18 protein-coding genes are annotated in these 12,259 nt (G+C 34.0%); 8 read left to right on the top strand and 10 right to left on the bottom strand.

Annotated features, from left to right (window positions below):
• Positions 1-10 precede the first annotated feature (10 nt).
• The 3 genes from RQM59_RS03355 to RQM59_RS03345 are packed head-to-tail and all read right to left on the bottom strand — an operon-like array spanning position 11 to position 1,391.
• Entirely contained in the window at positions 11-223 is a 213-nt protein-coding gene (locus RQM59_RS03355) for a hypothetical protein (protein ID WP_349240645.1), read from the bottom strand.
• A 10-nt stretch (positions 224-233) separates the two neighbouring features.
• Entirely contained in the window at positions 234-647 is a 414-nt protein-coding gene (locus tag RQM59_RS03350) for a hypothetical protein (protein ID WP_349240644.1), read from the bottom strand.
• 15 nt (positions 648-662) lie between these two features.
• Positions 663-1,391 carry a hypothetical protein gene (locus RQM59_RS03345; protein WP_349240643.1) on the bottom strand — a complete coding sequence of 243 codons (729 nt, stop codon included), beginning with the start codon at positions 1,389-1,391 and terminating at the stop codon, positions 663-665.
• Positions 1,392-1,689: 298 nt separating this feature from the next.
• Between RQM59_RS03345 and RQM59_RS03340 the strand changes: the two genes are divergently transcribed.
• On the top strand, positions 1,690-1,971 hold the full coding sequence (locus RQM59_RS03340; protein WP_349240642.1) for a Sec-independent protein translocase subunit TatA/TatB: 282 nt from the start codon (positions 1,690-1,692) through the stop codon (positions 1,969-1,971).
• Here RQM59_RS03340 and RQM59_RS03335 read toward each other — a convergent pair whose 3' ends face one another.
• From RQM59_RS03335 to RQM59_RS03320, 4 genes are all read right to left on the bottom strand, one after another.
• Positions 1,972-2,613, bottom strand: coding sequence for an O-methyltransferase (locus RQM59_RS03335; protein ID WP_349240641.1), 642 nt, complete (start codon positions 2,611-2,613; stop codon positions 1,972-1,974). It lies immediately after the preceding gene.
• 71 nt (positions 2,614-2,684) lie between these two features.
• Positions 2,685-2,948, bottom strand: coding sequence for a hypothetical protein (locus tag RQM59_RS03330; RefSeq protein WP_349240640.1), 264 nt, complete (start codon positions 2,946-2,948; stop codon positions 2,685-2,687).
• A 3-nt stretch (positions 2,949-2,951) separates the two neighbouring features.
• The gene (locus tag RQM59_RS03325) at positions 2,952-3,524 is read right to left on the bottom strand and encodes a sigma-70 family RNA polymerase sigma factor (protein WP_349240639.1); all 573 of its coding nucleotides are present in this window, start codon (positions 3,522-3,524) and stop codon (positions 2,952-2,954) included.
• Between the two features lie 24 nt (positions 3,525-3,548).
• On the bottom strand, positions 3,549-4,031 hold the full coding sequence (locus RQM59_RS03320; RefSeq protein ID WP_349240638.1) for a nuclear transport factor 2 family protein: 483 nt from the start codon (positions 4,029-4,031) through the stop codon (positions 3,549-3,551).
• A gap of 134 nt (positions 4,032-4,165) precedes the next feature.
• Between RQM59_RS03320 and panB the strand changes: the two genes are divergently transcribed.
• The 7 genes from panB (at position 4,166) to RQM59_RS03285 (ending at position 8,129) form a co-directional block, all read left to right on the top strand.
• Positions 4,166-4,984, top strand: a complete 819-nt coding sequence (gene panB, locus RQM59_RS03315; RefSeq protein ID WP_349240637.1) for a 3-methyl-2-oxobutanoate hydroxymethyltransferase — start codon at positions 4,166-4,168, stop codon at positions 4,982-4,984.
• A 3-nt stretch (positions 4,985-4,987) separates the two neighbouring features.
• On the top strand, positions 4,988-5,926 hold the full coding sequence (locus tag RQM59_RS03310) for a 2-hydroxyacid dehydrogenase (protein ID WP_349240636.1): 939 nt from the start codon (positions 4,988-4,990) through the stop codon (positions 5,924-5,926).
• 9 nt (positions 5,927-5,935) lie between these two features.
• Positions 5,936-6,346, top strand: a complete 411-nt coding sequence (locus tag RQM59_RS03305; protein WP_349240635.1) for a response regulator transcription factor — start codon at positions 5,936-5,938, stop codon at positions 6,344-6,346.
• 106 nt (positions 6,347-6,452) lie between these two features.
• Entirely contained in the window at positions 6,453-6,965 is a 513-nt protein-coding gene (locus RQM59_RS03300; protein WP_349240634.1) for a DUF4199 domain-containing protein, read from the top strand.
• Positions 6,962-7,420 carry a DUF1801 domain-containing protein gene (locus tag RQM59_RS03295; RefSeq protein WP_349240633.1) on the top strand — a complete coding sequence of 153 codons (459 nt, stop codon included), beginning with the start codon at positions 6,962-6,964 and terminating at the stop codon, positions 7,418-7,420. The genes RQM59_RS03300 and RQM59_RS03295 overlap by 4 nt, the downstream gene beginning before the upstream one ends.
• The gene (locus RQM59_RS03290; protein ID WP_349240632.1) at positions 7,420-7,806 is read left to right on the top strand and encodes a VOC family protein; all 387 of its coding nucleotides are present in this window, start codon (positions 7,420-7,422) and stop codon (positions 7,804-7,806) included. The genes RQM59_RS03295 and RQM59_RS03290 overlap by 1 nt, the downstream gene beginning before the upstream one ends.
• A gap of 29 nt (positions 7,807-7,835) precedes the next feature.
• A complete protein-coding gene (locus tag RQM59_RS03285; protein ID WP_349240631.1) occupies positions 7,836-8,129 on the top strand; it encodes a TM2 domain-containing protein in 294 nt (97 codons plus the stop codon).
• Here RQM59_RS03285 and RQM59_RS03280 read toward each other — a convergent pair.
• The 3 genes from RQM59_RS03280 to RQM59_RS03270 are packed head-to-tail and all read right to left on the bottom strand — an operon-like array spanning position 8,126 to position 12,164.
• On the bottom strand, positions 8,126-10,696 hold the full coding sequence (locus RQM59_RS03280) for a TonB-dependent receptor domain-containing protein (RefSeq protein WP_349240630.1): 2,571 nt from the start codon (positions 10,694-10,696) through the stop codon (positions 8,126-8,128). The two genes, RQM59_RS03285 and RQM59_RS03280, sit on opposite strands and share 4 nt — an antisense overlap.
• Positions 10,689-11,603, bottom strand: a complete 915-nt coding sequence (locus RQM59_RS03275) for a FecR family protein (RefSeq protein WP_349240629.1) — start codon at positions 11,601-11,603, stop codon at positions 10,689-10,691. The genes RQM59_RS03280 and RQM59_RS03275 overlap by 8 nt, the downstream gene beginning before the upstream one ends.
• 51 nt (positions 11,604-11,654) lie before the next feature.
• Positions 11,655-12,164 (bottom strand): RNA polymerase sigma factor, encoded by a 510-nt coding sequence (locus RQM59_RS03270; protein ID WP_349240628.1) that lies wholly within the window; start codon positions 12,162-12,164, stop codon positions 11,655-11,657.
• Positions 12,165-12,259 lie beyond the last annotated feature (95 nt).

The following is a 12,259-nucleotide window of genomic DNA, read 5'->3' as shown; positions in this document are numbered from 1 at the left end:
TGTTTTTTTATTATTTATTGTTTGACTTTTTGATTCTTTTGACATAAGGAAATAAAAAATACAGCCCCAATCCAAAAAATACTAAAGTCAGCCGAAGCTCCTTAATTGCTCCTGACGTTCCTGAGTGAAAAACTTCCCAGTTGATTAGTCTATATGAAATAGCCCCTAATACAACCATTAACACCATCAGTACTAGTAAGAACGTTTTTGATAATTTAATCATAATTATACTTTTACATTTTCGTAGGGTTTTTAATTCCTTTTTTAGTCAATTTTTGACGCGATGCTTGTATGAGTATTATGGAGCCCACTCCAAAAATTATTGTACTAAACTTCCAAAAATAATCTTCTCCATCAAAAAAACTTTGAGTAGTCATTTCATAGAAAAGAATTCCCAAAAAAATAACAGATGTCAACAACAAGCCTTTCAATAAGAATTGAAAAACCTTACGCCTTTTTAAGTTTTCTATAAAAAGGTTATTTATTATAAATATTGATGAGACAATTATATTTCCAAACAACGAACTAAATGAATGGATTTTTATTGTTTTTGAATAATATAATTGATCAATCACTATAAAAATGTAATAAAGCAATACAATTAAAGATAGTGTCGTCAAAATTGTATTAATTTTTTGATTTTTCATTCCTGTAGTTTTTAGTTAATCCGAACATGCTGCAATCATTGAACCGTATGCAACAACTGCTCTAGTTATTGCTAGAGGGCAAGCTATCGGAGTTGTTGGATTTGGCGTACACGCTGCTCCAACGGCTACTGTAGCTAGAGTATATCCAGCAATTGCAAAAGCACAGCCCCATCCAGACCTAGATTCTAATAAGTCAATATTGTTGTTATCCATGTCATCCTTAATCATAAGAAATTGGTTAACAAATTCATTATACTTATTAAATTCAAATTCATCAAGGTCAAGTAAATTGATCTTTTCTTCTAAATTTGCCAAAGCCATGTCGACTCCATAATTGGTCAAGTCTTTTGCAAAATTATTTAACAGCTCGTAATCTTGGCTTGAAAGAACGCTATCTACGATAGCTTTATTTACGATATTTTGGCCATCAACATCAAAATACTCTAATGCTTCTATTCTTAGAATAGGCGTATGCCCCAAGGAATTATTTATAAAGTCCAAGACCTGTTTCTTTGAATCAAATCTATTTAAAGTTGAATTATTTACAATAAATTTTAACCCTTTAACATCTAAAGCATCTATGTTATCAATTGCTTTTTTCGTTGAATTATATGAGTCATATTTAAAAGAGTATTTCGTTGTTTGATTCAATTCGGAATCATGTTCATTACATGATGCATACAACACCAATACTGCAATAATCATTGATAGATATGGCCTTCTTAAAAATTTTATAATTTTCATAATTTAATTTTTGTGAAATGTTTTTGTAACATTTCTATTCTTCCTACTCTTTCGATTTTCAGTTATCTCGTCTGCACATTGTTAATGTCTTGAAGCAGCTTGCGCATTTTTTGACGTTGGATGAGGCAATCCTTTTTCACCTGGCAATTTTTTATTTAAAGCTAAAAAGAAATTTACCGCTTGTCAATACCCTGAAACAGTGAAATTTACATATCACTGAAAGTCGTTATGCGAAAAAGATCAAATCCTCTTATTTAACAATTCTCTTTCATTCTTCTTTTCTATCTTTGCATCAGTTATGGGAACAACTTTCTTATTTATTGGTACTCCAGAAATCTTTATGATCATTTTGATTGTGGTCATGTTATTTGGTGCAAAAAGAATTCCGGAAATTGCTCGTGGTTTAGGTCAAGGAATGCGTCAGGTAAAAGATGCTACAAATGATATTAAAAGAGAGATCAATGAAAGTGCTAAACAAGAAGGTATCGACACCGATATTGCCAAAGACATCAATAAAGAGATCAACGAAATGAAAGATAATATTGATGATGTTACAGGACCTATAAAAAGAAGTATGTAACTACTTTACCCTGCTAATAGTTAAGCCATCCCGTATTGGCAAAACTACTGTTTCTATTCTTACATCTTTATGTAGCAATTGATTATACACTAACAGCGCTTTTGTGTCCTTATCTTTAGGGTCTAGTTTTTCAACTACTTTTCCGCTCCAAAGTACATTATCAGATAAAATTATTCCGCCTTTGTTCATTTTATCAATGATCAAATTGAAATAGTTTGGATAGTTTGATTTATCTGCATCTATAAATGCTAGGTCAAATTTGACATCAATAGTACGAATGATATCAATAGCATTCCCAACATATTGTTTTATTTTCGATCCATAAGGAGATTTAGAAAAGTATTTTTCTTGCAGTGTTTCTAATTCTTCGTTCTTATCAATAGTGTGTAAGGTTCCTGTTTCTTGCATCCCTTCTGCCAGGCAAAGTGCTGAGTACCCGGTATAGGTTCCAATTTCCAAAATCTCTTTAGGTTGCACCAACTTAGAGATCATAGACAATACCCTACCTTGAAAAGCACCACTCAACATTCTAGGATTCAGTACTTTTTGCCAGGTTTCTTTAGACAGCTCTTGAAGTAATTCTGGTTCTTGTTGTGAGTGCTCTACAACATAATCGTCGATTTCTTGTGGTAGGAAGTTCATTCTTTCTTTTTTTCAAAAATAAAAAAACGGGGCTTATAAATAAGTCCCGTTTTACATCTTTTCTCTTTTGCTTATGCTCCGATCTTCTCTAGTTCTCTTTTTAAACTATCTTTATCGTGGGCACTCATACAAATATGTGTTTCTTTTAATTCGTTTGCTTTTTTCTTAAATGCTTTGCTAAGTAAACTGTTTTGTTTAGTGTACTCCTTACACATTTTACAAGCAAGAATATGGACTCGTAATTTAAACTTATCCCAAAATGACGCCTCTCCATACTGATTTTTATCACAAATCATCGCGGCTTCATCACATGATAGCATGAACTTTTTAAACATCTCTTAATTTTTAAACCAGTTTTCTTCCATACAGCTTCTTAACTGCGTTCTCGCCCTATGGATGATAACCCATAAGTTTGACGGAGTAATATTTAACTCCTTACAAATTTCTTCAGTTTCAAATTCCTGAATAGTTTTCATCCTGAAAACCATGGCATATTTCTCTGGTAAATTGTTAATACAATCGTCTATTGTTTTTTGCAATTCTGCCGACTCTATGGACTTAGCAGCATCGTTGCCCCAGGATTGAGGTACTCTTTCTTCTAACCATCGCCCTTCATTTTCTCCACTGTCGTAGAAACTCATTCTAACTTCAGCTTGACCTTTCTTTGAGTTTATCTTTCTATAATGATCAATAATCTTTCTTTTTAGAATAGATACTAACCACGTTCTTTCGGTAGATTTACCTTCAAAATTCTTAGCAGACTTCAGTCCTGCAAAGAAAGTTTCCTGAACTAGGTCTTTTGCGAGGTCAGAGTTGTTAACACGGACAACCGCATAATTAAACAGATAATCTGCATAATTATCAATCCATTTATTTGGTTCTAGTGTGTTTGTTGGTCGTTGCTGGCTCATTCAAAAACAAAAACCAAAGATAGGTTATTTTTTATTTTTTAGGGCATCGCAATTTTGTCTTCTTCGCATATCTACTAAATAGATAATTTCCCATTTTCCATTGTTATTAAACAATTGAAATGAATTCGCTCCACAATGGGAAAAATTTCCATTGTAGTAAAACTCATAGGGTGTCCAAACAGATGCCAGGTTTCCATCTACTTTAATGGTATATGAAAGTAGTTTTTCCAGATACGTGTCTTGCGGTTTTTTATTTGCAATATTGGTCAATACTTGCTCTCTGGTCTCTGTTTTTAGCATTTTTTTGCCTTCTCTATTTGTTGCTGTTGTTTGAATCTTTATAGCCTTGTGCATCGTAGATTTCAAAATTGTTGAATCTCCTTTGTGAAGTCCGTCAAAAAAGGTTTCAATCACTTTTTTAATGGCTTGTTTTTCTGCTGACTGACCTTGCGCTTTAATAGCCATTGTGCTTACAGATAATGCTAAAAGTAGTAGTATTTTTTTCATGGTTTTTGTTTGATTGGTTTTTAAAACTATGAAATTTTGATAGGTCTCGAAAAAAAGCTTTTCGTATTAACGAAACATTAACGTGTGATACATCTGTACATATTTAGTATTTTTACACCATAAATTTGTGAAACATGTCTGTAGCAAAAAAGCAATATAAAAGGATTACGGTAAAGTCATTGGTAGAAATGAAAGCCAACGGTGAAAAGATCTCTATGTTAACCGCGTATGACTATACGATGGCTAAAATTGTAGATGCCGCTGGTGTGGATGTAATTCTGGTAGGAGATTCTGCATCTAACGTGATGGCGGGTCATGAGACAACTTTGCCCATTACATTAAACGAAATGATCTATCACGCAAGTTCTGTTGTAAGAGCAGTGGAAAGAAGCTTGGTGGTTGTAGACCTTCCTTTCGGAACTTATCAAGGGAATTCAAAGAACGCTTTGGATTCGGCTATTCGAATCATGAAGGAATCTGGAGGACATGCCGTAAAATTAGAAGGAGGAAGTGAGATTTCTGAATCTGTTTCTAGGATTTTAACCGCTGGAATTCCAGTGATGGGGCATCTAGGATTGACACCTCAATCTATTTATAAATTTGGAACTTATACTGTAAGAGCAAAAGAGGAGGAAGAGGCTAAGAAGTTAATAGAAGATGCAAAACTGTTGGAACAGCTAGGTTGCTTTGCCTTGGTTTTAGAGAAGGTTCCTGCAAAATTAGCAGAACAAGTAGCGAATTCTATTTCAATACCCGTTATTGGTATTGGAGCAGGAGGTGGTGTAGATGGTCAAGTACTGGTAACTCATGATATGTTGGGTATGACACATGAATTTAATCCACGTTTTCTAAGACGTTATCTAGACTTATTCTCTGAAATGACAGGTGCTTTTAAGCAGTATGTTACTGATGTTAAGAGTCGAGATTTCCCGAACGAAAAAGAACAATATTAACTGATGAAAATCCTTCATCTAGATACCAATCATTCTTTACTTTTAGATCAACTTTCTTTTTTGGGCTTCTCAAATGACGAGGATTACACCTCTTCTAAAGCTACCATAGAAGAAAAAATACATCTTTATGATGGTATTATTATCCGAAGTCGATTTTCCCTTGATGCTGCCTTTTTAGACAAAGCGACCAACCTCAAGTTTATTGGACGCGTCGGGGCTGGTTTAGAGAATATAGATTGTGAATACGCAACAAGGAAAGGAATATATTTGATCGCAGCACCAGAAGGGAATAGGAATGCTGTTGGAGAACATGCCTTAGGGATGTTACTTTCTTTATTCAATAAATTACACGCTGCTAATAAAGAAGTAAAGCAAGGAACGTGGTTACGAGAAGAAAATAGAGGTATTGAACTGGACGGAAAAACTATTGGGTTGATCGGTTATGGTAACATGGGCAAGGCGTTTGCAAAAAAGCTGCAAGGTTTTGACGTTGATGTACTCTGCTATGATATTAAAGAAAATGTTGGGGATCAAAATTGCACACAGGTTTCTCTTCACGAATTACAAGAAAGAGCCGATGTATTAAGTTTACATACACCCCAAACGCCGTTAACCATTAGCATGGTAGATGCTCCTTTTATTCAAGAATTCAAAAAACCTTTCTGGCTGATAAATACAGCGAGAGGGAAAAGTGTGGTAACAAAAGATCTCGTGTCGGCCCTGAAATCTGGAAAAATACTTGGCGCAGGTCTAGATGTATTAGAGTATGAAAAATCTTCCTTTGAAAATTTGTTTTCAGACTCTTTAATGCCTGATGATTTTAGATACCTCATGTCTGCGAACAATGTGTTATTAACTCCTCATGTTGCAGGTTGGACAACGGAGAGTAAAGAAAAATTAGCACAAACGATTGTTGATAAGATCAAAGAAAAATTTTGCTAATTTTAGCATATGAAAAAAACAATTCTAGTCTTTGCTTCATTAATCTTGGCATTACTGGTATTGTTTCAACTCAGTAGCTATTCCATTATTTCAGGTGATATGACCACGGAATGGGCAGTAGCAATTATAGCTATCGTTTTCTTTGTTATAGGAATCTATATTAATAAGAGAAGTCTTGCCAAGAAAACAAAACCTTTAGGGGAGATAGATCATCAAAAAATCAAACAATTAGAAATTACCTCGAGAGAATATGAAGTATTAACGGCTATCGCTTCTGGCTTGTCGAATAAAGAAATTGCCGCTAAATTATTTCTTTCTGAAAGCACTATAAAAACCCATGTTTCCAGTCTTCTTTTAAAGTTAGATGCCAAACGAAGAACGCAGGCTGTTCAAAAAGCAAAAGAGCTTTATATCCTATAAGTAGTTCTCATTTATACTTAAGTATGACCAATTTGGTACTTTAGTATGAGCTCTTTTTACTACCTTGATAGTACTTTAGTGCCATCAAACTTTAAATTTTTATATCATGAAAAAAACAATTATTCGATACGGGTTCTACGGTTTTTTAACGGCAGTAGTTCTGTTCTTGTCAGCCTTGGTTTTCGGGCAGGGCCTAAGTTTTGAAACTCAAACAGTACTGGGCTATGTAAGCATTGTAGCCTCTCTTTCTTTTGTTTATTTTGGAATTAAGCATTTTCGTGATCGACAAAACAATGGTGTTATTTCTTTCGGAAAAGCATTAGGTGTTGGTATGTTAATCACTCTTTTTGCAGCGCTAGGTTTTGCCATTATTGATTACTTGTATACCGCGTATATTAATCCTGATTTTATAGATCAATATGCAGCAAATTCTATGTCGAATCTTGAAAAAACTCTTTCTGGTGACGATTTAGTAAAGGCAAAAGAAGATTTTACCAGCCAAATGGAATCAATGGGAAGTTCATCAGCTTTAGCATTTTTTATGTTCGTTATTGTTACGGTTATAGGTTTTATTATATCTTTATTATCATCACTTTTTTTAAATAAAAAACAATCATGAGATACGAAGCAACATCACCAGAGGATTATATCAATCAACTCCCAGAAGAAAGACAGGAGCCAATTAAAAAAATACGTCAGATCATCTTAGACAATCTTCCAAAAGGAATGGAAGAACAAATGAGTTATGGAATGTTAGGTTTTGTTATTCCGCATAGCGTATATCCGGATGGGTATCATTGTGACCCAAAAACGCCTTTGCCTTTTATGAATCTAGCCTCTCAAAAGAACTTTATTGCGGTATATCATATGGGCATGTATGCAAAGAAAGAGGTCTTGGATTGGTTTACTACAGAATATGCCAAGCACTGCAAATACAAATTAGATATGGGGAAAAGTTGCGTGCGTTTTAAAAAAATAAACGATATCCCGTATGATCTTATTGGAGAACTAGCAGGTAAAATGAGTACAGAAGAGTGGATCTCTATCTATGAAGAAAACATAAAAAAGAAATAATGAAAAATCGAGTTACAGGAATAGGAGGGTTGTTCTTTAAAACAACAGATCCTAAGAAAACTAAAGACTGGTATAAAACACATTTAGGCTTTAATACAGACGATTGGGGTTGTACATTTTGGTGGAAAGATGATGCTGGTAATAAGTGTTCTACTCAATGGAGCCCATTTACGAAAGACACAAATTATTTTGAGCCTTCTAAAAAGGAATTCATGTTTAATTATCGTGTTGAAAACCTAGTCGAACTATTAGAGGAATTAGAAAAAGAAGGGGTAACCATTGTGGGGAAGATGGAGGAATATGATTATGGTAAATTTGGTTGGATCTTAGATGGAGATGGGAATAAAATTGAGCTTTGGGAGCCAAAAGATGCTGCTTTTTTATAAATTTATGCATCTAACCAACACGTTTTATTATGGATGTAGTAGACGATCATGGGAATAAAATCCCTGAACAGGAAAGCAAAAGGGTCATCGCTGGGATTTTGGCAATCTTTTTAGGGTGGGCCGGTGTACATAAATTTGTCTTAGGATACACTAACGAAGGATTGGCAATGCTAATATTAACTATTGTCCTTTCCATAGTTACCTGTGGTATTTTTTCAGGTTTTATTGGTCTAATTGGGCTAATAGAAGGAATCATTTATCTGACAAAAACAGATGAAGAATTTGTTTATGAGTATCAGGTAAATAAGAAGCCCTGGTTTTAAAAGCGCACTCTAAATACCAAATTTGGAGTAAAGCCTAGTGAAGCAATATCTTTGGTAACTAAGAATGAGTTTCCATTTTCATCAAAGTCAACTGAGTATACTCGTTGCAGTACATTTTTTTTGTTATATACATTAATCAAGGATAGCCCTATTTTACCTTTCCATGTTTTGCTTGAATTCAAATCAAACGAGTAGGTGCTAGAAAAATCCAAACGATGGTAAGCAGGTAATCTACTACTATTAATGCTTTGATAGATTATTTGATTACTTGCATCCAGTCCAGTTCCTCTAGTAAAAGGGACTCCGCTTCTATAATTCCAACCAAGAGAAAATTGATAATTCCCCGCTTTTATATTATGGGTCCAAAAGAAATTATGAGAAACATCCGTGTTTGAAGGAAATGAATGTCCTTCGTTAATGTTTGAAAACGTCAAATCTCCTTTATTATAACTATAACTGATCCAGGAAGAGTAGTTATTCCATTTTTTTTGAATTAAAAAATCAATCCCTTTTATATCGTTAGTTCCTTCAGAAAAAGTATTGTTTACCGTTTGAAAACCACTACTCACAGTTGTAATTCCACGTACTTTCTTTTGATACAAGTCTAAGTCTATGGTCCAATTATCTCTCTTAAAAATAAACCCGACCGTGGTTTGGTTACTCCTTAATACTGGGACATTATTGTTATTAGAAAGTGCCCAAATCTGATTTTCAAGTCCAAAATCCGCCGTTGATAGTTCCAGTAATTGACTAATGTTCTGCTGTTTGAATTCTAATGATCCTTTTGCCCAAAACTTTGGAGCTAACTGAAATTGCAAGTAGAGTCTTGGGGCAATAAAGAATTTCTTTGTAAGACTAAAATAATTACTTCTTATCCCTAGTTGTACTGTTTGCTTTTCTTTGTTATCATATACATACTCACCAAATATTGCGTGTGTAATATTTCTATTCGATTCTAATAACGCAAAATTGTTTTGCGGAAAGAGTTGATCTACACTTTCAAAACTATAAAACACTTTGCTATTCGCATACTCATAACCAATATCAAAATGAGATACATCGTTTTTCTTAAAATTGAATGTTGTTTGAAAGTTTGCGTCCTTTATTTGATTCTGCTTTGCTCTTGATTGGTCTCTATTAGCCGCATCTTGAACAGCTTCAAAAAGATATTCCAGATCATATTTTGAGTAATAAAAACTTGTTCTTTGGGAGGTTCTTTCACTCCAATTTCGAAGCCATTTAATACTAAAACCATCATTATTTATATTGAGTACATCTTTCGTACTATAACTATTGTCATTAAACTTAAATAAGTGCTCCAATTTGTTTCTGGTCATCAACTGGTTGAAGGTAATCTTGTCTTTTTCCGTGGGCTCGTAAATAATTTTGCTATTAAAATCGACAAAATGAAAATCATTATTATCAGAAAAAAGATCACTATTTGACTGTTGTCTATCAATATCAATAATCGTATTTTGAAATACTTTATCTGAAAATTTGCTAAACGTATTTGTATTTATAAAATCGGTAAATGACCTCCTTGCAGAAAAGGACACTCCAATTTTATCATCTAGTTTTGTCTCTATAAACGCATCGACATGTGTAAGGTTAAACCCAAAACCTCCATTTGTCTTATTTGTTATAAAATTGTTTGTTTCTATGTCCACAACTCCAGAGATATGATTCCCATATCGTGCTCCAGCACCACTTCTGTACACCTTTATTTTATCAGTTATGTAGGGATTAAATGACGATATCATTCCGAAAAAGTGTGCGGAGTTGTACATTTTAATTCCGTCAAATAGGATGAGGTTTTGATCAGGAGTTCCTCCTCGTACATGAATCCCGGACGCTGTTTCACTAGGGCTATTTATTCCTGGCAAAAATTGTATACTCTGTAGCACATCTGGTTCTGTTAGACCAGGTAAAATGCCTAATTTCTTTGGAGAGATTCCGATGGAGCCATCTTTCTCTCTAGTAATTCCACTCGCTAAATAATTGGTAATTCGTATTTCATTTAAAACCGATGTAAATTCCTCTAAATAAATTTGTTTACATGGTTTTTTAATTAACTCTTTTGCTAAGAATAGTTTGCTTAAATATCCAATAAACGAGATCTTTATGGTATCGTTAGGCGCTAATGATGCTAGTTGAAAATATCCATCACGGTCTGTTGTAGTACCAGTATTTTTTGAAAGAATCGTTATCGATGCTTCTTGTAATGGTTTTTGAGAAATAATATCAAGCAGATAGCCGCAGGCGGCTGTTTTGCTTTTCTCATCTTTGTCCAATACAATAATGTAGCGTTCAGATACTTTCTGAAAAATAAAATTTGTCTGTGTTTTAATTTCTCTTAAAACGGTATCTAAGTCTTTTCCGTCCAACTTAATAGACACGCGAACATTAGCTACTAAATTATCTGAGTATGAAAATTTGATTTGGTGTTTTTTTTCCAGCTCGAAAAAGACCTCCTTGATAAGTCTATTCCTTTGGGGTTCTTTTTGAGCGTACGCTGAGCCTGCTATACAGATATAGCATATAAAAGAAATTAATACACGTTTATTCATTCATTGCCTCTAACACAACCGTTTTCTTACCGCTAAAGGTAACACCTATTTTCATAGGAACAAAAACTGTTTGCAATGCAGTTTTCAAATTGTCGTGCGTGAAGCTCCCTGTGAACTTATCTTCGCTATTAATATTGGAAAGGTCAAATGCCACATTGTACTGACCTTCTAGTGCTTTTATTACATGTTTTAAAGGAACGCTCTTAAAGGAACTTTCTCCTGTTTTCCAAGTGGGTTCGTTATGCGTAACATCCCATCTTTCTGGTACTATTCCTTGTTGTTTTCTAAAGGCATTACCTTGAGTTAGTATCCCTGAATGCTCTCGTGTTCTTGCTTCAACTTTACCTTCGTAACAGATGACTTCAAAGAAACCTTCGTCTGTCCTTATGTTAAACTTGGTTCCTAAAACAGCCACCTGTCCATGCGGTGACTCAACTATAAAAGTGCTTCCTTTTTCTACTTCAAAATATGCTTCTCCATCTAATTTAACTATTCTTTTTTCGCCCCATTGCGAGTCATTATAAGAAATAGTTGTTTTAGAGTTCAATAAGACTTTGGAGTTGTCGGGTAATACGACAGCTAATTTTTCCCCAATATCTGTTATGTGTTCGGATTCATTATTAAACAAAAGTATTCCAATCGTTAAAACAACAGATGCTGCAGCCACATAGCTTAATCTCTTAACTAAAGTGATTACTTTTCTTTCCTTCTTTGAGGATACTTTTTTCTCTATTTGACTAAAGATCTGTTCCTTATTATAATCAGGAGCTGAGAACTCTAAAGATCTTTCTGCTATTTTCTTATACAGCAAATAATCTGAAGACTTCTCAAACTCGCTGAGTTCTTTAGGAGTAAGCTCGTTGTTTAACCAACGTGCAAGAAATGTATCTGACTGACTTCTTTTCATTTTATCTTTATTAACAGTATAACAACTTATACTTATTTTACCCTACGGCTTTTATATATTTCCTATTTTCCCTCTTAGCGACTTGAGCGCCAAGCTCATTCTTTTTTCAACAGTTTTAATTGAAATCTCTAGCATCTCTGCAATTTCTTTATATTTCTTCTTATCGATCCTATTTAATAGAAAAACCTCTCTTTCCTTTGCTGGTAAGTCCGCTATGGCATTTTGAAGCTTTACCATGAACTCTTTTTCTTCAAGTAAAAACTCGGGGTTTTGGTTAGTATGCTGAAGATGCGTACCTTGCTGATGTTTTAGGATCACTTTTTTATGTGCTACGTCGTTTAGAAATAGATTATTAGCCACTGTGAATAAGAAGGATTTTGCTTTACTAACCATAACTTTAGCACAATTCTTCCAGAGTTTTACAAATGCATCCTGGACAAAGTCTTCAGCAAGATCTTTGTCACCACATTTGTAGTACATAAAATTGCGCAAAGTTTCTGAGTGCGTGTCAAACACTTCTTCAAAAACTTTAGGTTTGCATATAGATTGATTGTCGTCCATATGGAGCAAACATACCAAAAATTTTAAAATAGCATATACAATATGCTATAAGGATTATTAAATATATAATACGCTAACTAATAACTTAAACCGAC

Source organism: Asprobacillus argus (genome assembly GCF_032248395.1).
Classification (GTDB): domain Bacteria; phylum Bacteroidota; class Bacteroidia; order Flavobacteriales; family Flavobacteriaceae; genus Polaribacter; species Polaribacter argus.
Note: the sequence above shows the minus strand (reverse complement) of the source record. Positions and strands in the feature narration are given on the sequence as shown.